Origin of the sequence: Vibrio hippocampi (assembly GCF_921292975.1) — a bacterium.
Taxonomy (GTDB): domain Bacteria; phylum Pseudomonadota; class Gammaproteobacteria; order Enterobacterales; family Vibrionaceae; genus Vibrio; species Vibrio hippocampi.
Map to the genome: position 1 here is coordinate 1,351,150 of NZ_CAKLCM010000002.1, position 25,683 is coordinate 1,376,832.

Genomic DNA, 25,683 nt, shown 5'->3' on the forward strand with positions numbered 1-25,683 from the left:
CTAGCTGTGAAACGTAGAGCAGGAACTTCAAGAGGGATTGGGGCTAATCTATTTAAACTCACTAGTAACTTTCAAAAGCAATTCCTAGCTATCAAGATATCAGTTGCTCCTTCTCTGACTGAGTCAGTATGGTTACTATTATAGTTCTGTCTTTTCTACAAACACTCCCCTTTTTTTAACATCAGGTCCCAATACGCATACCATACTTGGGAAGGGCGCAGCATCTTGTGACTTACCACCTTGCAAGAACTTCAGACGCCCCTTAATAAAACGAATCTCGCCATTTGATAGATAATCATGGCATGCCTTAGTATCGGTTCTAGCTGGAACTAACATCACTACTGTCACCCCCTTAAGTGATTCTTCATAAGCTTTTTTGGCGAATGCTTTCAGCTTTGAATATGGCGGGTTACAAAAAACAATATGGCCACTCCAATCCTGCACTAAAGCGTTATCCTCTTCCGTAAAATATTTTCCACAAAGAGCAGTCTCAGGCTCAGCTGCTGCGTCAAGAGTGAAACCAAACTGCTGATTTAGCTGGTTAAAAATATCTAGTGGAGTCTGCCATTTATCCTGCTTATTTTCGCCAGTTCTTGCAGATGAGTACATAACGTCTAGACTCCGTGTCGATTTATCCCCTTTCACCTGTGCAGTCTGGTCTTTATCTGGGCTAGTTAACACAGATAAATACATTAAATCGTCCTTGGTTAAATTTTTCGGTTTCACTGCTAGCGCGCTTAGCTGATAAAACAATAGCCCCTTTTGTAGTTCATAATCCTCGTCATCTGGCCGAATCAGAGTCAAGGCAGATTTTTCCGAAATGATAGTTTCAACGGGCAACCCCACTTCACCATCAAAGAGTTCCTTAGAACAACGGTTAACCGCAATTCTTAGGTATTTTTCAAGGTCCATTCGTACTAAATGCAATAACTCCCACTCCTGAAGCTCATGCCTCATAGAGACAATGTAAACCTTGACCAAGTTATGGCCGACTTCACGACAATCATTAGACCAAAAGCAACGAATCCCACTATCTTGCATCACTTTCCAGCTTTGATTCGCTCTTCCTTGAAATCGAACACAATCATCTATCGACTTCAGAAAAATCGAGAACCACCGCTGGGCTACCGGTTCAACCAACTTGGGTCCAATCTGAGGAAGCTTGATTGTGAAATGATAGGCAATGAGCATTGCGTTTGATTGTGTCGCTTGTTCGTAGTGCTGTTTGAATAAAGAAATTGCTCCAGATAACAATGGTCCTCGCTCTTGATTGACTTGCATCTTCTCAAACCAATCTTGTTTATGGATGTTAGATGAGTCCTTGCAGTAAACAAACTTATCTTCTTTTATCATCACTACCTCTCTCAATCACAGACACGATCCATTCCTTGATATCTTGTTCAACCCAGGCAACAGCTCTATCTCCGATGTTGACACTTTGGGGAAATTCTCCAGTTTTCATTTTTCGGTAAATCGCAGACCTAGAAAGTGCGGTTAGATTCATCACCTCATTTAGACGAATTAGCCTATTCATGTTCGTACTCCTTCTTCGTTCATAGATATAGGAAAAACTAGTACCACTTTTTGTCACTGGCTCCCTTACCATCCCTAGACGTCCAACTCATTCAATTCAAAAAAATCTCAGGCATATATTACTTAGGTGAAGTAGTGCATTGATTAGATTGGAGAAATAAAATGAAGGACAAATCCACCAGCTACCTAAAAGCCAAATCGTTGCCGGAACACCAAGTGCTGGAGCAGACCGCGCAAATAATAGCTAACCGACATTTAAAAGGAGATGTATTTACAAGCCCCAACGCCACAAAAGAGTTTTTGACTTACAAACTGGCTCAACACGAACGCGAAGTTTTCGCAGTGCTATTACTGGACAATCAACATCGATTGATTGAATACAATGAGCTGTTCTTTGGAACCATTGATGCTGCTACGGTTTATCCGAGAGAAGTCGTTAAGCTTGCATTAGAGCGAAACGCCGCAGCAGTCATTTTCGCTCACAACCATCCATCAGGACAGGCTGAGCCCTCACAAGCAGATAGACGCATCACTTCACGGCTTAGTGACGCATTAGCTTTGATCGATATTAGAGTGCTTGATCATTTTGTGATTGGAGAAACACCCGTTTCATTTGCTGAAAGGGGGCTAATATGAGCTTGCCAATTTTGCATAACGACGTATTGCCATTATCGAACGAGCTTAAAGTAAGACTTTGCGCTTCACTTGAATTGTGTGCAGTTCCCAAAGAAGCAAAACGTATCGCTCTTAATTTTCGGGATACTCAGTACTATCAAACCGGTAATGGGTCTCACCCTATCGAGGTTCATCTGGCCAGAGATACCATTGAGAGCCCTTGGCACATCGCGGTCATGGCGAGCTTTGCCTATCCAGATGAGCACAGTACACAAATGGAAGTCCAGCTCTACTTCAACTTTTGTCATGGCTGGTTTTATCAACCAGACATTGAACGCTGTGATCTCGACCAGCCACAAGTCATTGAGCTATTTCAGTCTTGGGACAAAGCCTTTGTGAAGTTACTAAATAACAAAGGCTTCAACCAACTCACTCTTACCGTTCTTAAAACGCTTTTGCCTTAAGCACAACCTCTTGAATTAATTGCCGCTCGCAACAGCGGTAAGGAGCCTTTATGTCTGTAACAACGACCACACAACCCCCATTAACCTTTGCCAATACCGCTCTAAGGGTTTCAGATAAGTTACTTAATGCACTAATAACAACAGTGTCAAACAAGAATATATCTGAGGCAAGAACCGTCACTGTTAACTTTAGAGATACCAGTTACACGGCCGATACTGGTGGATTTCATCCAGTTGAAATTTGCTTTACTAAAGTTAACGGCAATCATTGCCACCTACTTTACATCACAGACTTCAGCTTCTCCGGAGGCCACTACCCCGAACTTGCTCGTGATTTGGATTTTGATATCGGTAACAATGCGTTCTTTGCTCGCTACTCGGGCTGGCAATGCCTTGATAGCGACGATGTACGTGAGATGTATACGCTTTGGGAAAGAAATTTTCTAGCTTATCTGGATATGGGAAGCTTTGATGAAATAAAAGTTGAGTGCTTTTAAACAGCAAAAGCAAGGCTTGGGTGACCAAGCCTTGTTGCCTTAGTATTAACGATTTCGAATTTTTTGCCTCATCCAAGCGTCAATATCCCGAGCTCTCCATTTTACCGACTTAGCCCCTACACGTACTTGGCGAGGAAATTGTTGAAATTCCATAAGCTTGTAGATACAGGTTCGCCCTAAGGCAACACGACTCATTACCTGACGAACATTGAGCCAATCTCCCTGGTCCATGTAATACCTCAGTCCATATCATAGCCATACAAAACATTTTCATTACGGCGCCCTAGTACATCGCGCATCCAATCTTGCACTTCGCTTTCAAGCCAAACCGCAGCTCGACAGCCCAACGGAACACATCTTGGGAAACGTTCTTCTTTGATATAACGATTGATAGAAGAGCGACTCAAACTCGTCATTTCCATCACTTGCTTCATCCTGATAAATCGCATGATACCCCCTACTATCGTCCATTCATAAGATATGACATTAGTAGAGCTAATTTTTGTTCGCCGCAGTCCCCTGGTGTGTAGTTTGGGTCTTTAAGTCGCCAGCTAAGTCAATTCAAAAATAAAACAAACATACATTACCAAGGTGAATCGGCCGCCTTTAATTGCTATTAATCAGTTAAGCATCGCACACTTTGAAGCTTCCCTTTCAATTGCGCCAACCGTGACTGATAGCAAATAAAGCAAGCCATAAAATCCATCCGGCAAGTAATGCCCGCTCAATCCGTAGCATCAGAAATTATTTACTGATAGCACAGCAAGTTAGTTCAAACCACTCTATCTGAATAGCATTGCTCTGCCTTAACCTACACAGCAGTTAGTTATGGCGACTAAACCCAACTTGAGAGACCACGTATCGCTTCTTTTTGAGCTGCACAATCGCATACCACAAACTCACTCAATAGCCGTACAGGAGTTACAACAGCAACTATCTTCTATCGGAATCGAACGAGATATTCGAACTATCCAAAGAAATCTCGACATTCTTGTCCAACACCTCAACGTTTCCAAAGATACCCGTGACCGCCCTTATGGGTATCGCCGTGAGGCTTCAACGCTAAATAGCTTCGGGGAAAGAGAAACTATCCTTCTTACCTTCGCAGAGCAATGGCTAACTAACACTTTTCCAGTCGAGTATCGAGCCATCATCCACTCTATCTTTAATGACATCCAGCAACAGAAGTCCCAAAGACACGACACCATGCCATTGCAAGAACTGCTCTACGTAGACGAGTCTTTGATTCCAAACATTAGCTACACGTCTGTCTTCAGCTCAGCTTTCGAGCTGATATGCAAGGCACTGATGAACACAAATCAACTCAAAGTTGAATTACCTGGTGGTCAACAAAACATTGAACCCCTAGGTTTGGCGATAACGGAGCAAGGTTTAACTGTTGTCTATCAAGAGGCAGAAAGCTGTCAAGTGAAGCATGCCGACGTCTCAGACATAACCAATGCAGACCTATCAACCTTCGATTTCAAAAGGCCAAAAGAATTTTCAATCAAGGCTTACATCAAACAGCAACTCGCAACCGAGCAACAGAACTCAATTAAGCATAACAACCGCCCTACGACCATGTAGGGCTCAAACTAAAAACAATAAAAGGATACTAGATGACATTCACTAAAACGTTACTGGCTTGCATTACGAAACCATCCTGCCAACTAAAGTGCGATTCAGCAAATCAGTCAACTACAAGGACAGCGCTATGAAAGCTCTCCTCGCAATCGGTATCGGACTGTCTGTTTTACTCGGCTCAAAAAGCCTTCCATTTTGGCTCGTCATCGTGGCCATCATTTTGTTTGGCGGCAAAAAATCAAACTAGTAAATAAGGAAATCACATGAGTTCAATCAAAAAAATCATTCTGGGTTGGCTAGCTCTTTCCATCGTTATTGGTGGATGGGCTCTTGTTACAGGAAATACGTCTGAGGAAGCCATGCTTAAAAATCAATTTGTAGGCATCTGTGAGGATGTTCTGGACGAGGTTGAAGATGAAATCAACAACCACTTAAAACTAAAGTTGTTCGAATCTGGCAGACCAGGGAAGATTCAAGTTGATGGTGTCAACGAGGAACTAATTACAGCAGAACGCGGCCACAACGGCGCAGCTATCGCTTGTCCATACGAACTCGATGCCAATTTCGATACAAAAGGCATTAATGTCTTTACCATTGTAAAGCTTGACTATGACGGTGATGTCGTTAGAACAGAAAATGTGATTAATGGTCTACACTCACAATCAAAGAAAACCACCAGCATTGACTCACAACGTAGTTCTAAATTTCGCGAGTTAGCCAGAGTCCAGATCTGCGAGACCGTTTTCGAAACAAACGTGGAATTTACTAAGAATCAATTTGATACCCACATACCTAAGGCAGGTGCTGTTGCACAGATGAGTCAACAGCCAATAATCGCTGACTCACATAACGGTAAGCCAAATGCATTCATTTGTGACTTCATACTAGAATCATCGGTTACAGGCATTGAGCCACACATGATTTTTGAAGTTGAGATAGACTCAAGCCAAAGTATTACCTCAGTTGTAGGTTGGCCTGATGTCTTTGACCCACAAGAGAACCTATGGTGGTCAGAGCTTTAACAGCATGTATGGGGAGATTAGTTTCCTAGTACTTTCAAAGATATATTATTGAGAAAAACCCTTGTGGAGACCAAACGGCCTTATCTTAAACATTCGACTATCCAGAATTAAAATATACTAAAAAGTAAAAAGACGCCCTTACTTTTGAAGGGCGTTTAACAATATAATGGCGATATGGTCTAGCTAATAATCTCAAACAGCGGTGTCTCGACAGTGCACCTTTCCGGTACGCTAATTTGTGTGATTCATAGAGATGGTTTCAATTTTCTTAGCTGAAGATCAAGCTTGTAATTCTGCTCTTGAAACCGCTCTTTCTCGATCTGGTAGTGCTGAGATACCTCTTCAGACAAAGGAGTTTGATCAGATATCTCAGTAATCCTGTCTATCGGGGTTAGCCCATTTAACGAGCTGTGGGGGCGTTCCCAGTTGTAGTAGTGTTGCCATTCAGCTAGTAACAGATCCAGCTCTTCCAGCCCCACGGAGACATCTATGGTCGGATAGAACTCACTTTTATCTGTTTTCTGAGAGCGTTCAACTTTGCCATTCAAGTGAGGTGAGCCAGGTTTATTTGGGCGAAACTTGATTCCATAAATCATGAGTTTTTTCTGGACTTTCTCAGCAAAGAATTCACGCCCTCTGTCCGTCTGAATACGCTGGATAGGAAATGGCATCTCTTCCACGACACAATCAATAAAATCGACTGTATTTGCTGCTGTGCGCCGTGAGTAGCACCTCAGAACCCGATAGCGAGAGCAGTCATCAATAGCTGTGTACTGATAAATTCCAGGTGCTATTTTACAGGTGTCCATCTGGACTCTATCACCAGGAATTGGGCGCTCATATCTTTGGAAATCTTTTTTGCGTCGGTAAGTTACAATGGGTTTGACTGACGCTTCAGATAAAACTTTATGGAGTGTCGCGGTGCTTAAGTGTATTTGGTGAAGTCGGATTAATTCCGTTTGTAAACGCCGCGCCCCTAAATTGCGTTTCTCACGCATCGTAAGGATCAATGCTCTTAGCTCATCAGTGACTTTAGTAACTGGAGATGAATGAGGTCGTCTGCTCTGACTTTCCAGGCCAGCTATTCCACACTTCTTATATCGCTTAGCCCACTTGCGTAATGTTGGTCTGGAAATACCACAGCGTCGACATACGAGACCTGCGTCACCACATTCCTCATACATTTTTACCCACTGTAGTCTTTGTTGGATTTCTCTGTCCATAGACACCCAGTATAGTTGAAAGGATGTCTATGAATCACACAGCTAATTAGGGATGTATCTTCAATCACAGCACTACCTTCTGGACCAGACAATCTTGAAGTGACCTTCCACCTGAAGCTACCAAGCTCATTGTTTGCGGAGTAATGTTCCGTTAGAACTATATCGGTTTCCCCTGGATTCATGCCAGGCTCTGTATGATGAACATGATTTTCCAACATCAGACCCTCTACGTGATAATCTTCCCCATCACATGTGCATGTAACGGCGCTTCCACTCCATCTCGTTTCCCAGCTCATTTGTAACTCCTCTATTTATCCACAGTTACATCTGTGGGATATTTTGTTGCTTTTCAAGGAAGTAACGATAGGAGTTAATTATTTTTGCAAGACTCAAGAGCCAAGTCACATTCGGTGCAAGCTTCAATTTAGTTTCGACTACAGCCAAAGTTTCTAACACTATCTCCATAAGCTTTAGTTGCGACTTTACAAAGGTAGCTCATCCAATGAAACGCGGATTCAAATGAATCTCGAAGAACCCCATCACGTTCCTTGACGTGACTAGATGCAATTCTTCTAGCGTTAATCGTTTTGCAGCCTGCAAACTCTACGAGACCAGGCATATTCTCCCATGATATATTAATAGCACTTGCCCATGCCGTATTCACCATCCATGTCAAATGTCCCTCCTTTGGTGAAAAATAATTTCCTAATCTGAAGTAAGTATCGTTATTGAGTAGAAAAAAGACATGAAAGTGTTCCTTCATCGACTCACTGTACTCTCTGCACCAGACATACCTAATACTTGTACGATGGACATTCTTGTGTAACCTGGTCTTTCGTTCACAGTCAGCTTTTATCTTCTCTCTGAATGAGTTGATAAAACGGCTAATACTTCCCTCTATCCCACCAAGCTGATTTTCCGGATAACGAAGCACAACATGAAACATCAAAGTTCTAGGGTGCTCATTTAACGCACTTGATAAAACCTTATGAACAGAACGAAGATAAACTTCATTAAAGTCATGGTTACTATTAACACTTAACCCTAGATATTTTGAATATTTGTAAATCTCATAATACATAACACACTCTCATTATGACACCTGAATTTATTAACAAACCAAAAGTTAGTATGTAGATATCCTTTTCAGAAAAATAAAACCAAGAAAAAACTGAAGGACAAAAATAAAAAACCCAACAAAACCTAGTATAAATAGAAAGACGCCACTCTCTATTTATTTTAATTAAAAACCTTATCAATAATTTCTTTATGTGGATTAACTATAACGGAGCACAACATCAACCTCTCACCCCGCTTTACTTTTACCCATTGAAGCACTTCACTTTCCAACCAACGCCGGGTTCTACTCCCCACATTGATATTTTGAGGAAACTTTCTATCTTTCATGAGTCTATATATATTAGTTTTACCAAGACCGGTAATATTTTTAACTTGAACCAAACTTATTAACTTCATCCACTACCCTCATTAATTAAGGTTAAATATCAACTAATGAACAACATCAAATAGCAAATCTTCTCTAAGTTTACTTTCGTCATACAAGTTATTAGGAAACAAATCAATAACCTTGGTTTTCTTGAATAAGATCTCACCAAATGGCTCTTTGACTTTAAGATACTCCAGAGCAAGATCAAGTGATTTCTTATTTCTTGTTCCATCCGGGCCAAATTGAAGCAATTTATCTCTTTTTACATATCTGACACCCATATTAGCTTGCTCATTAAACCAGTAATATAAGTTCTCTGCGTCCTGTTTGTATTTAGGCTGCATTGCGAAAACCTTAATAAACTCGCCAGAAAAATATGCCATAAGATCAACAGCCTCAAGTAAAGCTGCTTTGGAGATATCTTCTTCTGGCAAGTCATCAAAACTATGAATTATTGCTGCTAGACGAGCTATATTCTCAGGTAGCTTAGAAGCATGATCTTTTACATGTTCAAAAACGCCTTCTGGTGCCATTTTAAACTCAATATCATTCGCAATATCAATCCAAACTTGTTTTGCTTCATTTGAGAACCGAACAATCTGTCTCGAAGTGTAATCCGGCAACTCTGATGCTTGGGTTAGTAATTTACTCAACCTTTCGTTGAAGACTGAGAGATCTTCCAGCGAGTACTCAACTCCATAGGATTGTCTAAAACCACAATTAGACTCTGGGGCGCAAACGAGAAATCTAGACAAAAAACCATTACCACGAACATCATCCTTGCCTCTCTTAAAGAAGCGCTCTAACGCGCTCCATTGCGTCATGATATTAATCGTAAGTCGAGCATCTTCTACCGTAAATGAGCCTGCTGTTTTTCTACTTACCGTAACTTCATCGCCGCTCCATATAGCATTGAGGCTTGCTGTATGAGACATTAATCGGCTGTTTAGCAGCACTCCACCTTCGCTAGAGCCAAGGTAAGCATTAGGAATGTGTTCACTCAAACCACTCAATAACGCCTCAACAGTGCTGTCTTCAAAACTCAGACTTTTTAGCTTCGGCTTCTTCGGAGCATCGTTTTCATGTTCAAGTAAGGCATGGACCATTTCCTCCACTGCACCTTCATCTTCCATGTTGAAAGATTTTTCGATCTGATTTTTTCTCTTCTCGAACAGCATTTCCCTAATACTGTACTCCTTCACTTTATCGTTAAATCGCCCGGTAGATTCCTTATGAAAGGATTTAATCCCCTTAGTAAGTAAATTTTCTAGTGATGACTTCCGCTCTCCTGATTCCGCAATAATTAATGACATCAAAGAAACTGGTGCCACCTTTCCTGTTGGCAGCTCTACATCTATACCCCCTTGTAGAGCAACAGACGCTGCACTGATTGTTGCTAAGTAAACCATTGGGTCTGGCGCTTGAGTGATTGTTTTGGCCTCATTAAACGCATTTGTTATCAACTTTGAATGTTCGACTCTTGGGCTGTACCCCCCATCGATTGGAAATTGATATCTATAGTGATTCACAGTGCACAACTCCTCTTTTAAGGTTGATTTACAAAAGCTTTCTATTTGGCGCTAACAGTAGATTCATTCCTCATAGAGTTGATCCACTCTATGATGTCCTTTTCTCTCCAACCTACGGCTCTTGCGCCTAGCTGGATCTTCGAAGGGAATGTTGGATCAAACCTTGGGGATTTGGGGTTTTGCTTGTCATATAAAGCTGAGCGCGACAAGCCAATCAACAACGCTATATCTTTCAAGCGAAGGATTTTGTTTGAATGTGATAAGGACTGGTCTTGCATATTACTTCTCCCAATTTGTTGTGATGGGAGAAGTAAAAAACATTAGCATGAGGAAGTCATAGGAGAAGACGTCCGTTCAGGTGAGAGAAAGAATCCGTAGCCCTTGATTTAACTGGGCTTCAACTCCTCCTAACTTTTTTTATATTGGTCGGGTCTTATGATTTTTTCAGCTTCTTTGGCATAGTATTCACTGAAGCCTAACTCTTCAAATGTGCCAATAACCTGTTCCTTTTTTTTCTTAATCGCGTCTCGTTTCAACCGTTGTTGATTGCCCCAATGAGTATTAAAAACACTTTTTAAACATGGAAATTGACATCCTTTGATTTGAACTCGACCTCTGGGCTCAGGAGCAATTAAGAAAGCACTAGCCTCCCTAGCTCCCTTCCCTTTAATGCTAGGGCACTTTCGTCCTATAAAGCCAGCGACGCCTCCGGAGACAATAGGCATACTCTTCACATGCAAAAGGAATCCAGCTTTTGACAGCTCGACAAAGGTCGTTGCTACGTGATACTCAGGTTCGAGATGATAAACGCTACTTTGGTATTCAGCTTCGTTGAATAGATATTTCGATACATCTTGCTCCAATATTTCACAATCCGAAGCGAAAATTTCTTGGGTCTTGATGTCCTCTACAGGGTGGTTGAATTTTACACCCTTTGTGCTGCTCTGAGAGCATAATACAAACCTCAGTTCAGAACCAACCATCATGAACTTAGAAAAAATATTGGCGAGATTCGCTTGATGGCTATCATCCACCTCAAATACATATTTGGGCACAGGTACAGATTTGCATACTCGATGATGTTTCTTCTCAACATCATACATAAACACACCTGAGAAACTCCTAACTGATATCCTGTCTGAATCAGCAAGTTTTTTTACATCATTGGTATCAAGTTGTAAAAGCTCTACGTCACTAAGCAATGTGGAAGAACGCAGGTTCGATGTAACCACGTTTGGCTGTCCGAAAGCGTTGAAATCTTGCTCTCCCATAAAATACCTGACAAGTTGTGCTTTCTTGAGAATATTCGTTTCACTTAAAATAACATCGGATTTAGTTAAGCTCTCTAGTTGTGGGTCTATAGCCCAAACCGGAAAACCGCTCGGTACAGGTACGAAAACTGGAATTTCTAACAGAATGCACTTTCTAAGTTTATCTGCAATAGGGGCTATCTCATCAACATCACTAAGCTTATAAGTCAGCTTGTTTGACAATCTCACGAAGCATCTCCATTCATAGCTATTTGTTGCTATTAGTAGCAGAAATAGCAGCAACTTAATGTTTTGTAAGTCATAAAAAGTACTTGCTAGACTACCTTTGACAATTCCGGAGAGCAAATTGGAAAACGAATAAGTGATGAAGATTTACGCGAACAATCTATTGACTTAGCCAATATTTCAATTTAGGTTATACACAAAGGGCTGAGGCTTACCTGCGGTTTGTAATGTACTTCTTACAAAACAAAGCACTCACATCGTTGAAGAAAAAGACACTACCACTCACGATCAAACCATCATTCTCGGACCTTATAGCCGGAAGTACGCCGTCACTAAAGTGTGATGGGGCTTGTTTATTTTTAAAGGTTTTAGAATGACTAATAACTCAATCCCAACTACATACATCCCATTAGAGAAGTTCCATATTGTTCCCTTAACAGGGCTATCTCCAGCAGAGCTCAAAGTCTCTGCGAAAAGAACATCACGTGACCGTGAAAAAATCACTCATACAACAAAACTAAACGCCATTACTAAATGTCTTGGAATAGCTGGTGGATTTGCCGCTTACGAGAAAGAGTACAATGGAAGCTTACTTCCGTTCATGGCAAAACATAACCTTAAAAAGCGCAAAGACCTACTCAAACACAGAAAAAAGGGCGCGCATCACTTATACTATCCTTTCACCCACCAGCAAGTATCAGAGAGATTGTTCTTCTCTGAAGAACCTACACCTCAGAAACTGTTTACCGGGCATGATTTTGACTTTTCTGGTGTATTCGGATGGCATAGTGGCGACTTGCATGATGCACTGCAGCAAGACGCTGATTGGGAACAGATCATACTCAACAATTATCACGTACGACAAATCGCCGACAGTAAATTTGATCCAAGCGTGCTTCCAATAAGGCAACAGGAATTACTTAGCTTGGATGTCGCATCTGAAATTACGCTATCTGTGGTGGATAGAACAAACTTGCCTTCAGTATTAGACTATCTAACCAACAAAACCACAGAGCCAGTAGAGCGACCAACCCGATATAAACAAATATCGGTGAAAATTGTCGACCTTATACTGCTAAACAACAGGATTATTACTAGTGGCAGCAGTTATCACCTTCTAGGAAATGCTCTAACCAACATTCCTAGTACCACTGCTTATATCAAACTTTACGCTCAAAGCACCACTCCTGAAGAAGAAGCGACTCTTGATATCGACTCTCAAAAATATATTCAAACACTTCTCGCAGCACGGTTTAAACAAAGTGATGCAGGCTGGGTGAACGTATTGCCTTACAACGATAAACTGATTTTTTTATCGGATGGCAGAGGAAACTTTGACTTCCTCGTCCAAAACCAACGCGATGCGGTCTTTACTCACGAGGTATATGGTGACAATTTAAAACGAGCAGATATCCCGAGCTTTATAGAAGATTATCGCTTTGAACGCTGGCACTACTTTGAATATGAGGGGAACCGAGAATGGGATAGTCACTGCTCAGAAATGAACTATTACCACAGTGGTGGCCTCATGCAAAACTACCCCGGTACCCAGACTATATTGCGTGAGTACTTTCAATATAAAGGGATTTATCATCCTGAGCACAGACGTTCTAACGTTCGTCTTGATGGTTTCAATCAAGTATCCATCGATGAAAAAGAAATGATGGTCTCCGAACTCATAACGATTGGTGATCTCATCTACTTCCTAGAACAAAACGCAGAGTACAACGAAAACAGACAAGGTGATTCACTAGCCCCAGTCAACGCCGAGAGTGATATCACTCTGCCGGCATCATGTACATTTTTTGACGTCCTAGCCTACATTAACTGGTTGGAGAAACAAACGGGGGTTCCACTTCGTATTCTGAACTACTCAGAATACAAATCATTGAGAGGAGAAAACTGGTCAAAACCAAAACGTGGCCAAGACAGTGACATGATATTCATCACCACTACAGGTGACAAATATGATTCTCACCCACCCTACATGGCTCAAAATGACTTTGACAACTTACACCTTCGGTTCCCAAAACCTCTTCACTGTATCGAAGAGAACGGATTACAGTTTATTGATTCAAACTTCTTTTGTGAGTGGCTACTAGAAGGGGTTCAGATCCGTTCAGCTAGTCTCACTTCGTTCTATATGGACGCTTATGTGTTAAGGGCACATGGTCCTCAAGATTCAACCGGAAAATACAAAGGCATGAAGACAGGCTTCAGGCTCTGTTACGAACTGAAAAAGCATTAACAGTAAAGGCAGTGGCTAAGTCACTGCCTAGTTTACCCCTTCTTGAATTTATTTCCGGGACACAACTTGATGAAAAAGAAAAACTTTAATATCGCTGTTTACATTGATATGGAAAACATAGCTGCTAGCGACTTTCAGCTTGAAGAAGTAATGAATTCTTTCCTCAGCGCTGACGACGAGTACAACTGTATATTCACAATTAAGTCGGCTTATGGGAACCAAGCGACAGCAAAGAAATCACTGAAAGCTCAAATCTTAGAGCATAATTTCAATATTATTGACACGCCCAAAATTGGTAAAGAGAAGAACAGAGCGGATTTGTTACTCAGCTTGGATGCCTTTGAAAGTCTGCACCTTGATAACCCGAGAGTTGATAGATATTGCTTTATGACCACAGATTCTGACTTTACTGTAATTGCAGATAAACTGAGAAAGTTCGGTAGAGAAGTATGGTTAGTCTGCAAAAAATCCGACAAAGATAGAGCGATTATCGCTAAGTCATTCGACAACTTATTGTTCGTCGAAGATTTCCTTCCAAAGAAAGATATTTCTGTAGTGGGCAACCTTGATAAGCTTTTTATGAGCGCCGTCAGGAATATGAACCAGAGCAAACTTCCAAGCAACGTTTCCATTGCTAATGACAGGATGAAAGCTCTAGACCCAAGTTTTCAAGTGAATAATACGGAATTCAAAACCTTCATGAATTTCATCAATCACATGGAGCAAAAAGGCTACGTCAAACTAGAAAGCCTTCCCACTGGTGAAAATCGTATTACTGAAATCTGCGTGTAGTTAGCAGAAGTAAAAATGAAAAAAGTTTAGGGCTTTACAGCTAAGCCCTAAATTACCATTTACCATGAATTCAACCGATCGCTCTTAAATGTACAGCACCTGTTACTGACAATGAACCTACTGCTGCATCATCGATGTAACTACTCCACCACTCCATCATTTTTCGTCGGCGTTCCAGGTAATCTGTTCGATTATAGGCAGAGCGGATAGCATTACGGTCCTGGTGAGCTAAAGCTGCTTCAATGATATCCGGATCAAAACCTCTTTCATTCAACGTAGTACTGGCGAGAGAGCGCATACCATGCGCGGTGGTGCGGTCTTTGAACCCGATGCGTCCCAGGGCCTTATTGATGGTCTCAGAGTCAATAGACCGCTTAGGGAAGCGCATAGATGGAAATACATGCACCCTATGTCCACTGATAGGATGTATGCGCTCCAGTATGGCAATAGTCTGGTCAGTCAATGGAATGCGATGTTCACGTTTCATTTTCATCCGTGTGTCTGGAATAAACCAGAGTCGATTTTCTATGTCAATCTCATCCCAGCGAGCACCAGCAGCTTCACTTGGTCTAGTCATGGTGTGCAGCTGCCACTCAATTAAGCATTTGGTAGCCAGCTGCATATTTGCAGTTGCAACTGTCTGTAGTAACTCTGTTAGTTCATCAGGTTTAAGTGCCGCCATGTGTTTCACATCAGGAGAAGCAAAAGTTTCTCCAACTCCAGATAAAACGTTGTGTTGGATCAAACCGCTATTAATGGCAAAGCGCATGATTTCATTTACCAACTGGATGGTGCGTTTTACTGTCTCCAACTTGCCTCTACGAGCAATCGGCCTAAACGCTTCCTGAACTATTATTGGCGTCAGTGATTTAACCGGGATCCCACCGAACTTTGGAAATGCATAAAGCTCGAGCTTTCTCCAGTTACCTTGGACGGTCTTAGGTTTTAGTTTCGTCTTTGTCTTAACCCATTCATCAGCGACTGACTTGAATGTACAAGCTTGCTCTTGTTGAATCTGGGTCCTCTTCTCGATCCTGTCTAATTTAGGGTCAATACCTTCCTTCAGAAGTTTGCGCATCTCAAACGCTTTGTCACGAGCGCCATCAACGTTGATCATATCTAGGCTACCCAATCCTAAGAAGGTTCTGTTTTTTGTACCTGGTTTAGTGTAACGAAACTCCCAGTATTTGAGGTTATTGGGTTTTACCAATAGATAAAGTCCACCACCATCAGGTAAGCGATAGATTCGATCACGGCCCTGTGCTTGTTCGATTTCCTTGTCTTTCAGACGATGTATTAAGTGCGACATATTGCCCCCTGGTATGACTAAGCTACACTCAGAAAAAGTTAAGTTTTTCGCGTCATACCACTCAACCCTAAGTAATTGATTTATATAAAATCAAAGCTGTAACTCATGTAATTCCTAAGTTTCTAATCACTTAAATAGGAGCTAAGCAAATCAGGTTCAAGTGGTATATTCCCGAAGTCGGGAAAGATTAAAACATACACTTTGTCATACCCCAAAATGGCGAACGAACTAGGACATCTTTGGACGTTATCGGACGATAACTTATTGATTTAGAAGTATAATAGGCATAAAAAAAGACGTCCTAGGACGTCTTTAGTATAGAATGTGGCGGTGAGTGAGAGATTCGAACTCTCGATACGTTGCCGTATACACACTTTCCAGGCGTGCTCCTTCAGCCACTCGGACAACTCACCGAATCAAATTGTGGTTAGCGTAATTGGCTAACGAGGCGCTAATTTAATGATTATCTTGGGTTTGGTCAAGCCCTTATCGACAAAAAACGCCTGCTTTAGGTTTAACTGCTCAAATTATGGGTAATTTGAACAACTATTGGACCTTATACTTGTTGAGCGTAACCCGGTACACGGAACCAGCGGCGGCAAAAATCGAGAAAATAGCCGTAAACGACGCCCATTGCACACGAAATGGCGGCATTGCTTGAGACTGCTGTGACGATCTGTTCTGGTGATGCGCCTACCGTCAATAAGATACCTGCGTATACTGGCGATTGGAACGAGACGTAAGCAAGTAAATCCGCTAGGTTTTTCATCCACGAACGGTCAGAGAGTTTAGCACCATTTCTTAGCACCCAATCGCGAAACACGCCGTAAGGATATGCGATGGCAATATTGACGGGGATAGAGAGAAGACGCGAGGCTAACGACTGTTCAAAAGTCATTCCTGAAACCAGAACTTCAATCAACATTCCAGAAACAAAGCAAAACACGACCATTGCAAAAGTATCTGCTGCTGCACCACGAAAACAAAAACGATTCTTACTACTCACTTGCGCTACCAATAGACAAAAAAACTACAAAAACAACCTAATAACCAATGGATTCACTCGTTATTAAGCACTAGCCAGAAAGGTGCGCTATTAAATCACCATTTTTGTAGTTTTAGGTTCTATTTTATGAATCATCTTTGGTGCTAAGCACTGCTTTTTATAATCAAACCAGTTAATTTGACTAGATCACACTCCAGTGGCGATAGTGTCTACTGCCTGGTATTGGTAGAGTTTCTGAGCAAACTGATATAAGGCATCATCAATGACCCTTTCATCAACCGGTTTCCCAACAATAAAGTCAGCGCCCGCATTCAGCATTTTTTCTCTTGTCTCTTTAAAAACATCCGCAGTACAGCCAAATATCAGCGTGTTTTGGTTAATGGATTGATCATTACGGATATGCGTGATCGCTTCAACCCCATCCATAACCGGCATATGATTGTCCATCAAAATAAGGTCATATTGTTTATCGGCTAGGAGCTTTAGCGCGTGACGACCGTTAACAACCGATTCTGTGGTAAACCCTTTACGCTTCATAAAGGTGTCGAGAATGATGGTGTTGGTGCGGTTGTCTTCAACGATTAATACTCTTAGACCCGAGTAGTCGAGCTTTTGGTCGCCTCGTTGACGTTTTGACTCCGGTTTAGTGCTCTGAAGCTGAATATTAATATCAAACTCAGTCCCCTGCCCGACTTGGCTTTCAACGCTAATGCTGCCATTCATTTTGTCGACGATTTCATGCACAATCGCAAGCCCTAAACCTGTGCCGCCAAAACGACGTGTGGTGCTGGACTCTGCTTGTTCAAATGGCTTAAAGATGCGCTGTTTGGCTTCTTGAGAGATGCCAATCCCGGTATCTTTGACCTTAATGTTTAGCCATACCAAATCATTAACACGCGTTTCTAATAGATGCACTTCAACTTTGCCATCTGAGGTAAATTTGACCGCATTGTTGAGCAGGTTAAATAGAATCTGTCTAAGTCTCGCTTTGTCACCCAAATACCAAACATGCTTGGGAATATGGGAAATAATCTCGAAGTCCAAGCCTTTTTCCGTGCACATGGTGTGATAGACGCTGTTGACACTGCCAACAATCGAAGCGATAGGAAATGGATGGTTCTCAAGCTCCAAATGTCCCTGCTCAATTTTGGAGAAATCAAGGATCTCGTTCAGCAACACCATCATGTGCTCACCTGATTCATATAGGGTTCGCAAATGCTTACGCTGTTCTTTGGAGAGTTCTGACTTGAGTAACAGTTGTGCGGTTCCCAACACTCCATTCATTGGTGTGCGTATCTCATGTGACAATGTGGCAAGGAAAGCCGTCTTAGCGTTGGTTGACGCCAGTGCTTTAGCGCGTTCCTTTTCTAATAAATCCGTTTTTTGGTTAAATGAGTCGATTAAATAGCGGATCTCATCGTGCCCCTGATAGTAGACATGAATCGTGTCACCCGGATTGGAGGCTTCGACTTTTTTGGCAATGCGTGTAATCGGTCGAATCAGATGGCGATTGATTAAGAAATAGCCCCCTATGACACAAAGCAGCATCACTGGCAAAATACCTAACTCAACGCCCATAACCATATCGGACACTTGATCGGCAACCAAGTGGTGTGCATTGACCGCATCTAACTGCCAATCAAATTGCCCAAATGAAACTTGACTGACATAAACGTCTTTGCCAAGACGGAAGTTGTACTCGCTCACTATGTGGTGTTTTGAATCGCGAATCAGCACGCCAAGATCATGCTCTCTCGCTTTACGTCCTACATAGCGCACCAGTTGTTCCAGTGACAGGTCTATCGTGGCTACGCCAGCAAATTGATTGTCGATGTAATAAGGAGAAGAAGCGGTAATCATCTGCACATTGGTGTAGGGATCAATATAAACCGATGACCATTGCACGCTACCCGTAGGTTGCGAAACTGCCGACAAGTACCAAGTCTCATGATGATACCCGCTACCATAAGGATTATTCCATAGATCGATCTTATCAACCTCACCCTGAGAAGTTCGATTGTAAAATAGACTGGCTAACTCTTTATTGGAGTCAACGCTAAAGGGCTCTGGCCAAACTCCACCGCCAACAATAACACCAGAATGAGTGGTAAACACTTGGGTGAGAATTTTATCAAGCAAAGGGACGTCTTTAACCGACTGCGTCGTGGCAACCACGCTTTTAAGGACGCCAATGGATTCATTAAGTGGCGCAGAGACATCTTTCGCCAGCAATTGCGTACGCGCATCAAGCGTTTGTTCAAGTTTGGTCTGTACCGGTGGTTTGACAACCCAATAGGTGACTGTCGCAACCAGAATGAGCATCGCCGCCAGATAGATGCCTAGTGCAATAATGCTCTTTCTTCTTAATGAACGACGAATGTACATAATCTACGAAGTCTTCCCTTCTTCTATGGTGACACTGATTGACTGCAACTACTTGTTATTCGATGACAGATTGCTACTATTAAGCCAATTTTCTGCTTATACGGTAAAGCATTTTGACTTTAAAAGACATACTTTCCCTTCCTGAGCTTGACGGAAGATTACTGACTCTGCCACAGACGCAAGGGTTTATCACCGCCATGGCTTCCGCTCCTCATACGTTGCCGCCGGAAGAATGGCTGCCATTTCTTTGGGGCGGCGAAGAAGTTTCTCCTTTTACCAGTGGAGAGCAACTTGAGCAGTTTGCTCAACAAGTCGTAACACTTTGGAATGAATATCGCCCAGCACTATTGGATGGTGAATGGCAATGGCCTGAAGCATGCCAATTAAGTGAAGAAGAGATTGTGACCGAAGAAACCAAGCAATTTTGTGAGGGGATGCTGCAAGGATGGCAACTGGCTCGCGATGACTGGGAAACGCTTATGCCAGAAGAGAGCGAAGACAATGCGCTACTGGGTGGCGTCCTGTTATCACTGAGCATGCTGTTCGATCCAGAAACTTCAATGGCAACACTTCAAGCTCAAGGGATTCAGGGATTAGAGCAGTTTGCCGAGATCTATGCTGCCATGCCGATGATGCTATGTGGCATCACGCAAAAAGGCGCAATTTTAGCTCAAGAGCTTTAGTCGTGATTGAGCGCCACTGGCAGCAAGCACTCGCCTTCACCAAATAGTAACAAGCCTCGCAATGTTTCCATTACGAGGCTTGTTTTTTATAGAGACGCGATTTTTTAGGAGCGGTTTTTTAGAAGCGATAGCCAAGAGCCACAATCAACTGGTCCCAGTTTAGGAAGCTGTATTCCGCCATAATGTTCCACTCTTTTTGGTATCCAAAGTCATAGACCATCGCGACCGACATATTTGAGGTTTCTTTGCTTTCTAGGTCAACGTCAAAGTGCAACTCTTCTGCTATAACACCGAGGTCAATCGACCCTGTGACATTTTGCGAAATACTTTGATATTGATAACCCAGTAAAACCGCAAGCTTACCGTAAGGGACATCATAGCGCTGACCAACACGTACTGCGCCAATCGTCGTCAAAATAGTACTGTCTGTGGTGGTGGTCCACGAGTTTGTGATCGCACCAGCCGCAGTAATAATGATTGGGTTGATTCCTTCGGCAATTTCAACTTGCCCCGCCAGAACCGCACCTAAACCTACATTATAAGCTTTATATTCAAGAGGTAGCGTAAACTGGACACCTGTAATAGGAAACGGGTCGCCCTCCATTTCAGCATTAGATAGATCGACTTGAATATCTTTGCTTCCTTCGGTGTAACCAAGCAGTCCATAGACATTTAAGAATGGAAACACCCATGCATCTAGACGCAATTGAATACTTTTATCTTGACCAAGAATATCGACATCAGACTTAGGGATAGAGTAATTGGTGGTGCAATCTTGCCAGATATTACAATGATCGCCAGCCTTACCTAACAGCCCATTGGTTGCCGCAATCTTAAAGTCATCGTTAGCAATATACTCAACATCTTGCGAGTTCATATAGATGCCGATACCGACAGGAATAGGCAGTTCATAACCCATCTCACGAACCTTGTCACCCCATACAGGGAGACCACTCCAGTGAGCTTCGTTCTTATCGCGTTCAACTTGCTGTCTTAGATCATCATCGGCGGCAAACTCAAGAGCAGAAACGTGACTAGATACGGCACTACCACCAAGCAATGCCAGACCAACTAATAGCTTATTCACAACTGAATACCTTAAAATTAAAATACTTCCGCGAAATTAAAATGCTTCCGTAAAATTAAAATGCTTCCGTAAAATTAAAGTAGAAGGCCGCTCCATGCTCACCCATGCCAAGATCGAGTCGAATGTTCATTCTTGGTTGTAATTCATAGCGATAACCCACACCGTAAGAAACCACGGTGTGCCCCGCAAGATCTTCAATACCGTTACCAACCGCGCCTAGACCTAACCAAGTTGTTAAACCATGATTCGACAGATCACCTGTTGAGCGTCTAAACATATGGCGATATTCAGCGGTTAATTCACCTGCGACCTTGTCGCGATATTGACCTTGGAAATAGCCGCGCATCGATTTTGCGCCGCCAAGCTCAGGCATATCATAATAAGGCACGTCACCATATGCTTGCTGGTAATGGGCGAGTAAGGCTAGCACTCGTCCCGTCGAAAAACTGTGAAAGCCGCGTAATTCAACATCGAGCTTTTGATATTCGGCTTGGCTGCCCAGGGCTTCGCTATAAAGTAGCGCTTCAGTTTTAAATAAAATACCTTTCCATGGGTTGACCACGACATCGCGTGTATCGTACTGGATCACACCACCAATACCCCAAGTAAATGGCTTGTCTTTGAACTTATTAAAGTTTTCATCGTCAACCGCGACATCCGGCGTATCATTAGGGCTGAGATAGTTCACCTTAATCGCAGGACCTAGATACCAGTCGTCATGAACGCGATAAACGAGCGTACCGTGGTAATTAGTGGATTTCGATTTGTACTGAGTCTCATCACCAAGGTCGTTTGCCTGAGCGGCGTCATAACCAATACCCCAGTAATGCTTGCTTTGAACACCGGCATTCAACTCACCTTGGAAACGAATATCGTTGTTATCCCAAAACATATCGTGCTTTGAACGCAAACCGTAACCGATCTCAGAATCGACATAGTTACCGATCAGGAACATAGATGCGCTAGAACGCTGTAATAATGGCTGGCTACGATCCGTTTTAAATGAGTAGAGTCCACCTGCTGCAACCAGTAACCCTTGCTCTGGTGTATAGGCAGGACCACCCAAAAAGCTAAACATGGGTAAGCCATTGATTTCTTGATAGTACTTTTGACCATATTCAAGGTTCTCGATGGCCTGATCGTACTGATCATTGATGTTGTCCTGCTCTAATTTTTCAATCGCAGTTTCATATTGGGTAAGTCCTGCTTCTGCTGCATCAAGATCAGCTTGGTAAATGATCTGGTCTTTATCAGTCGCCAGATGAGCATAATCTGGCAAAACAACGTCACTTTCGTTAGCACTCACAAAAGCTGGAGCAAGTAACAAGAGCACTGGTAATAGAGATGATAGTCGTATCATTTGCGTTCCAATTTATTTGGCACATAGCATCAATTAAATGAGCGCGCATAATATACAGAACGCAAGACGGCAGCAAGAAATATTTCGTCGCTTTGTATAATAACTAGCAACAATTATGCTGGTTATTTGACTAGTGAGTTCCAGTCAATGCTGTCGACCCTCTCATCAGCAATGTAGAAAACTTTGGTTCCCCCAGTAATCACGCGATCTAGGTCGGGATTAAGCTCAATTCCCTGCCCGCTGTCGACGGCTATCAAGGTCGCAGCGTGGTGTTTTTTCATAGCCATAAACAGAACTGCCATGGTGGTCTCAGCACTATCTTGCGGGTAATAGGTGGAATATTGAGTCATGCCTCGAGTCGAACTGAGCAACTCCTGATGTAGCACGCTGGAACCGGGATCCACCGCTGCTTTGGCAAGCATCTCCGCACCCACAGCAGGAATACATTCAGAATTTGGACAATGTTGATGTAACAAGTCGCTAAGGGCTTCATCCTTGAAATACACCAACAAGTGCGCATTTGGGTTTTTGCTATAACAGTACAGTGCCGCAGAGAGCGTAATGTCATCTTCTGGGTTATCAATCAAGATACAATCCGCAGACTCGATGTTGGCTTTTTCCATTTCTCGCCCATCGGTATAGCTGTTGACTCTAACAAAACCAATTTCTCCGGGTAACGGGTTCTCAATATCAGAACGACAGCACAATACGATTGGGCGTCGACCGGTTTCCTCATGTTGCAGCATACGAATTAAATGCACGGTACGCTGACCATTCCAGCCTAATATCAAGATATGTTTGTCCACTTTTACTCTCCTTTTACCCAATTGCCCTGAACGCCAATACTCTAAACCTGTCCCTGCGATACGCCCAAGCAAAGACGCAAACAGAGTTAAACCACCTGGAATAACCAAAATAGCAACCACCCAACGACCCATTGAGGTGGTTGGCGAATAATCTCCATAGCCCACCGTGGAACCCGTCACCACCATAAAATAGACAAAACGAGAAAACGATTCTGTTAACTCAGTTTCTCCCGCCGCGACAAGCAGCACCCAGCAGAGCACTAAATATCCAATGGCGATCAATAGTAAGGTCTTAAACCGAATGTCAAAAAGATGGCTTTGGAACCATCGTTTTAACTGCAACCAAATCATCACTTTGACTGTTCCTCGTGACTTATATTCTTGTGTTCATCTTGGCAAATCGCCACAAAAAAACCAGCCCGAAGACTGGTTTTTTCATCATAACTTAGGTTAATCGGTGATTAACTAAGCATTTCCTTTCACTTTGATCTGTAGCTGCTCAGCAAAATCAAGCATGCGGTTCAGCGGGATCAATGATTTGAGACGCAATGCTTCATCGACGAAGATCTCGTGCTCTTGACCGCCTTCAGTCAGCGCAGCTTCAATGGCTTTCAAGCCGTTCATCGCCATCCAAGGGCAGTGAGCACAACTGCGACACGTGGCACCCGCGCCTGCCGTCGGTGCTTCGATCAGTTCTTTGTCCGGCACCATCTGCTGCATCTTATAAAAGATGCCTTTGTCAGTCGCCACAATCATTTGTTTATGAGGGAGCGCTTTAGCGGATTTAATTAATTGGCTGGTTGAACCAACCGCATCGGCTAATTCAACCACGCTCGCCGGAGACTCTGGGTGAACCAGAATCGCTGCATCTGGGTAAACCGACTTCATATCTTTCAACGCTTTGGCTGAGAACTCGTCGTGAACCACGCACTCCCCTTGCCATAACAGCATATCGGCACCGGTTTGCTTTGCGATGTATGAGCCCAAATGGCGGTCAGGACCCCAGATAATCGGTTTACCTTCTTCATCCAAATGCTCAACGATTTCCAACGCGATACTGGATGTCACGACCCAATCTGCGCGCGCTTTTACCGCCGCTGAGGTATTGGCGTAAACCACCACGGTGTGGTCTGGATGAGCATCGCAAAATTCAGTGAATTTATCAGCAGGGCAACCTAAGTCCAGCGAGCACTCGGCTTCAAGTGTCGGCATAAGAATGGTTTTTTCTGGTGTCAATATCTTCGCTGACTCGCCCATAAAGCGTACACCCGCGACGATAAGCGTTGAGGCTGGATGACGATTACCAAATTTTGCCATCTCAAGCGAATCACCAACAAAGCCGCCGGTCTCTTCCGCTAAAGCTTGGATCTCTGGGTCAGTATAATAGTGAGCGATCAACACGGCGTCTTTCTGTTTTAGTAACGCTTTAATATTCGCAACGTGCTGCTGCTTCTCCTGATCGCTAAGTGGAACAGGTTTCGGTGGAAACGGGTAAACCGTATCGATTGTATCTAGGATGTGGCTCATAGCGCTTGCTCTATGCTACTTGCAAATGAATCCGCACATTGTACACCCATCTGAACCTGAGGACAAAGTGAATCCGAGACGAATATTGGCAGGAAAAGAAAGGCAACCAGTCACTGTTGTCTGTGCAAGATAACTGTTGTCTAAACAAGTTAACCGTACAAATTGTCAGGACAAAATCTTAGTACAAACTGGCGAACGGGCTAAACGCAGGGGGTGGAATTGGGCTTGAAGCGACATCAATAAAAAACCCCTAACCGGACTGTATTAGGGGTTTGCAGCGTATTATTGACTCAAGCTCGACTTAGCAACTTTAGCCGAGGAGCTATCAGGATATTCAGTAATCACTTGCTGATAATACTTAGCGGCTTGCTCAGCTTTATTGCCACGCTTGGCAATATCGCCCAACTTCACCAATGCATCGGCACGTTTATTGGAGTCTTTAAAACTCACAACCGCACTAAAGCTCTGCTCTGCCAGATCATCTTGACGCTGTGCAAAATAGAGCTGACCTAACCAGTAGTGTGTGTTAGGGGCATAAGTTGAGTTCGGATAGTCCTTTTGGAACTGCTTAAACGCTTTGATTGCGCCAGCGTAATCACGTTTTTTAAGGATCATATCCACTGCGGCTTGATAGGCGGCTTGCTCGCTAACATCAGAGCTATATTTACCCTGTGTTTGCGTTTCACCTTGAGGTTCGCTAACAACCGGAGTTGCGCTGGCTTGCGATCGCAATTTATCGATCTCGATAAACAGTTCACGTTGGCGCTGTAGCATTTGATTCATATCGTAGCTATTGCGCTCAAGTTGTCCTCTAAGGGTGGCAACCTCTTGACTCATTTCATCAAGTTGCTGCTGCATTCTTGCCTGCACACGATTTTGGTTCTGCAGTAGTCTTTGCAGACGCTGAACTTCGGTCTCACTACTTGCGGAAGCACGAGAGGTTGTGCTGGTCGCGGCAGAAGAGTTTAAGTCGGAAACCGGTGCTTGTGCAGCGAGCGCTGAGCTCGCCGCACCGGCAAGTAACGTCAGCGTGATTAGGCGCTTAATGTTACTTTTCATAAGTTAAATTA

26 protein-coding genes and 1 tRNA gene are annotated in these 25,683 nt (G+C 43.0%); 8 read left to right on the forward strand and 19 right to left on the reverse strand.

Annotated elements, in window-relative coordinates; genetic code table 11:
- Nucleotides 1-138 precede the first annotated feature (138 nt).
- On the reverse strand, nucleotides 139-1,353 hold the full coding sequence (locus L9Q39_RS08385; RefSeq protein ID WP_237484641.1) for a phage N-6-adenine-methyltransferase: 1,215 nt from the start codon (nucleotides 1,351-1,353) through the stop codon (nucleotides 139-141).
- Nucleotides 1,337-1,534: an AlpA family transcriptional regulator gene (locus L9Q39_RS08390; RefSeq protein WP_237484642.1), complete on the reverse strand. Its 198-nt coding sequence runs from the start codon at nucleotides 1,532-1,534 to the stop codon at nucleotides 1,337-1,339. Before L9Q39_RS08390 ends, L9Q39_RS08385 begins: the two co-directional genes overlap by 17 nt.
- A gap of 161 nt (nucleotides 1,535-1,695) precedes the next feature.
- On the opposite strand from L9Q39_RS08390, the gene radC reads away from it, so the two are divergent.
- The 3 genes from radC to L9Q39_RS08405 are packed head-to-tail and all read left to right on the forward strand — an operon-like array spanning nucleotide 1,696 to nucleotide 3,109.
- Nucleotides 1,696-2,169: a RadC family protein gene (gene radC, locus L9Q39_RS08395; protein ID WP_237484643.1), complete on the forward strand. Its 474-nt coding sequence runs from the start codon at nucleotides 1,696-1,698 to the stop codon at nucleotides 2,167-2,169.
- A complete protein-coding gene (locus L9Q39_RS08400) occupies nucleotides 2,166-2,612 on the forward strand; it encodes a DUF2787 family protein (protein ID WP_237484644.1) in 447 nt (148 codons plus the stop codon). Before radC ends, L9Q39_RS08400 begins: the two co-directional genes overlap by 4 nt.
- A gap of 50 nt (nucleotides 2,613-2,662) precedes the next feature.
- Entirely contained in the window at nucleotides 2,663-3,109 is a 447-nt protein-coding gene (locus L9Q39_RS08405; RefSeq protein ID WP_237484645.1) for a DUF2787 domain-containing protein, read from the forward strand.
- Between the two features lie 45 nt (nucleotides 3,110-3,154).
- Here the strand turns inward: L9Q39_RS08405 and L9Q39_RS08410 are convergent, their stop codons facing one another.
- Both L9Q39_RS08410 and L9Q39_RS08415 read right to left on the reverse strand, forming a co-directional pair.
- The gene (locus tag L9Q39_RS08410) at nucleotides 3,155-3,340 is read right to left on the reverse strand and encodes a helix-turn-helix transcriptional regulator (protein ID WP_237484646.1); all 186 of its coding nucleotides are present in this window, start codon (nucleotides 3,338-3,340) and stop codon (nucleotides 3,155-3,157) included.
- A gap of 8 nt (nucleotides 3,341-3,348) precedes the next feature.
- Nucleotides 3,349-3,558 carry an AlpA family transcriptional regulator gene (locus L9Q39_RS08415; protein ID WP_237484647.1) on the reverse strand — a complete coding sequence of 70 codons (210 nt, stop codon included), beginning with the start codon at nucleotides 3,556-3,558 and terminating at the stop codon, nucleotides 3,349-3,351.
- 379 nt (nucleotides 3,559-3,937) lie between these two features.
- Here L9Q39_RS08415 and L9Q39_RS08420 point away from each other — a divergent pair, with 379 nt between their 5' ends.
- Together L9Q39_RS08420 and L9Q39_RS08425 are read left to right on the forward strand one after the other, a co-directional pair.
- Nucleotides 3,938-4,696 (forward strand): hypothetical protein, encoded by a 759-nt coding sequence (locus L9Q39_RS08420; protein WP_237484648.1) that lies wholly within the window; start codon nucleotides 3,938-3,940, stop codon nucleotides 4,694-4,696.
- A 260-nt stretch (nucleotides 4,697-4,956) separates the two neighbouring features.
- Entirely contained in the window at nucleotides 4,957-5,715 is a 759-nt protein-coding gene (locus L9Q39_RS08425; RefSeq protein WP_237484649.1) for a hypothetical protein, read from the forward strand.
- A gap of 245 nt (nucleotides 5,716-5,960) precedes the next feature.
- Here L9Q39_RS08425 and L9Q39_RS08430 read toward each other — a convergent pair whose 3' ends face one another.
- The 6 genes from L9Q39_RS08430 to L9Q39_RS08455 all read right to left on the reverse strand — a co-directional run bounded on the left by L9Q39_RS08430 (nucleotide 5,961) and on the right by L9Q39_RS08455 (nucleotide 11,413).
- Nucleotides 5,961-6,938 (reverse strand): IS481 family transposase, encoded by a 978-nt coding sequence (locus L9Q39_RS08430; protein ID WP_237483978.1) that lies wholly within the window; start codon nucleotides 6,936-6,938, stop codon nucleotides 5,961-5,963.
- 424 nt (nucleotides 6,939-7,362) lie between these two features.
- Complete coding sequence (locus L9Q39_RS08435; protein ID WP_237484650.1) at nucleotides 7,363-8,019, reverse strand: inovirus Gp2 family protein; 657 nt, start codon at nucleotides 8,017-8,019, stop codon at nucleotides 7,363-7,365.
- Between the two features lie 158 nt (nucleotides 8,020-8,177).
- Nucleotides 8,178-8,414, reverse strand: coding sequence for a helix-turn-helix transcriptional regulator (locus L9Q39_RS08440; RefSeq protein WP_237484651.1), 237 nt, complete (start codon nucleotides 8,412-8,414; stop codon nucleotides 8,178-8,180).
- Between the two features lie 33 nt (nucleotides 8,415-8,447).
- The gene (locus L9Q39_RS08445; protein WP_237484652.1) at nucleotides 8,448-9,914 is read right to left on the reverse strand and encodes a YfjI family protein; all 1,467 of its coding nucleotides are present in this window, start codon (nucleotides 9,912-9,914) and stop codon (nucleotides 8,448-8,450) included.
- A gap of 41 nt (nucleotides 9,915-9,955) precedes the next feature.
- Entirely contained in the window at nucleotides 9,956-10,192 is a 237-nt protein-coding gene (locus L9Q39_RS08450) for a helix-turn-helix transcriptional regulator (protein WP_237484653.1), read from the reverse strand.
- A gap of 129 nt (nucleotides 10,193-10,321) precedes the next feature.
- Complete coding sequence (locus tag L9Q39_RS08455; RefSeq protein ID WP_237484654.1) at nucleotides 10,322-11,413, reverse strand: hypothetical protein; 1,092 nt, start codon at nucleotides 11,411-11,413, stop codon at nucleotides 10,322-10,324.
- Between the two features lie 370 nt (nucleotides 11,414-11,783).
- On the opposite strand from L9Q39_RS08455, the gene L9Q39_RS08460 reads away from it, so the two are divergent.
- Complete coding sequence (locus tag L9Q39_RS08460; RefSeq protein ID WP_237484655.1) at nucleotides 11,784-13,658, forward strand: hypothetical protein; 1,875 nt, start codon at nucleotides 11,784-11,786, stop codon at nucleotides 13,656-13,658.
- A 69-nt stretch (nucleotides 13,659-13,727) separates the two neighbouring features.
- Nucleotides 13,728-14,450 carry an NYN domain-containing protein gene (locus tag L9Q39_RS08465; RefSeq protein ID WP_237484656.1) on the forward strand — a complete coding sequence of 241 codons (723 nt, stop codon included), beginning with the start codon at nucleotides 13,728-13,730 and terminating at the stop codon, nucleotides 14,448-14,450.
- Nucleotides 14,451-14,520: 70 nt separating this feature from the next.
- Here the strand turns inward: L9Q39_RS08465 and L9Q39_RS08470 are convergent, their stop codons facing one another.
- The 4 genes from L9Q39_RS08470 to L9Q39_RS08485 all read right to left on the reverse strand — a co-directional run bounded on the left by L9Q39_RS08470 (nucleotide 14,521) and on the right by L9Q39_RS08485 (nucleotide 19,150).
- A complete protein-coding gene (locus L9Q39_RS08470) occupies nucleotides 14,521-15,759 on the reverse strand; it encodes a tyrosine-type recombinase/integrase (protein WP_237484657.1) in 1,239 nt (412 codons plus the stop codon).
- 325 nt (nucleotides 15,760-16,084) lie between these two features.
- Nucleotides 16,085-16,172: transfer RNA gene (locus L9Q39_RS08475), tRNA-Ser, on the reverse strand.
- 143 nt (nucleotides 16,173-16,315) lie between these two features.
- On the reverse strand, nucleotides 16,316-16,765 hold the full coding sequence (locus tag L9Q39_RS08480; RefSeq protein ID WP_237484658.1) for an L-alanine exporter AlaE: 450 nt from the start codon (nucleotides 16,763-16,765) through the stop codon (nucleotides 16,316-16,318).
- A gap of 186 nt (nucleotides 16,766-16,951) precedes the next feature.
- Nucleotides 16,952-19,150 carry an ATP-binding protein gene (locus tag L9Q39_RS08485; protein WP_237484659.1) on the reverse strand — a complete coding sequence of 733 codons (2,199 nt, stop codon included), beginning with the start codon at nucleotides 19,148-19,150 and terminating at the stop codon, nucleotides 16,952-16,954.
- 113 nt (nucleotides 19,151-19,263) lie between these two features.
- On the opposite strand from L9Q39_RS08485, the gene L9Q39_RS08490 reads away from it, so the two are divergent.
- A complete protein-coding gene (locus L9Q39_RS08490) occupies nucleotides 19,264-19,833 on the forward strand; it encodes a UPF0149 family protein (protein ID WP_237484660.1) in 570 nt (189 codons plus the stop codon).
- 118 nt (nucleotides 19,834-19,951) lie between these two features.
- Here L9Q39_RS08490 and L9Q39_RS08495 read toward each other — a convergent pair whose 3' ends face one another.
- The 5 genes from L9Q39_RS08495 to ybgF all read right to left on the reverse strand — a co-directional run bounded on the left by L9Q39_RS08495 (nucleotide 19,952) and on the right by ybgF (nucleotide 25,672).
- Nucleotides 19,952-20,920 (reverse strand): hypothetical protein, encoded by a 969-nt coding sequence (locus L9Q39_RS08495; RefSeq protein WP_237484661.1) that lies wholly within the window; start codon nucleotides 20,918-20,920, stop codon nucleotides 19,952-19,954.
- A gap of 55 nt (nucleotides 20,921-20,975) precedes the next feature.
- Nucleotides 20,976-22,280 carry a BamA/TamA family outer membrane protein gene (locus tag L9Q39_RS08500; protein WP_237484662.1) on the reverse strand — a complete coding sequence of 435 codons (1,305 nt, stop codon included), beginning with the start codon at nucleotides 22,278-22,280 and terminating at the stop codon, nucleotides 20,976-20,978.
- Nucleotides 22,281-22,402: 122 nt separating this feature from the next.
- Nucleotides 22,403-23,440, reverse strand: coding sequence for a potassium channel family protein (locus tag L9Q39_RS08505; protein ID WP_237484663.1), 1,038 nt, complete (start codon nucleotides 23,438-23,440; stop codon nucleotides 22,403-22,405).
- A 111-nt stretch (nucleotides 23,441-23,551) separates the two neighbouring features.
- On the reverse strand, nucleotides 23,552-24,613 hold the full coding sequence (gene nadA / locus L9Q39_RS08510; protein WP_237484664.1) for a quinolinate synthase NadA: 1,062 nt from the start codon (nucleotides 24,611-24,613) through the stop codon (nucleotides 23,552-23,554).
- A 282-nt stretch (nucleotides 24,614-24,895) separates the two neighbouring features.
- Nucleotides 24,896-25,672 (reverse strand): tol-pal system protein YbgF, encoded by a 777-nt coding sequence (gene ybgF, locus L9Q39_RS08515; protein WP_237484665.1) that lies wholly within the window; start codon nucleotides 25,670-25,672, stop codon nucleotides 24,896-24,898.
- Nucleotides 25,673-25,683: the final 11 nt, after the last annotated feature.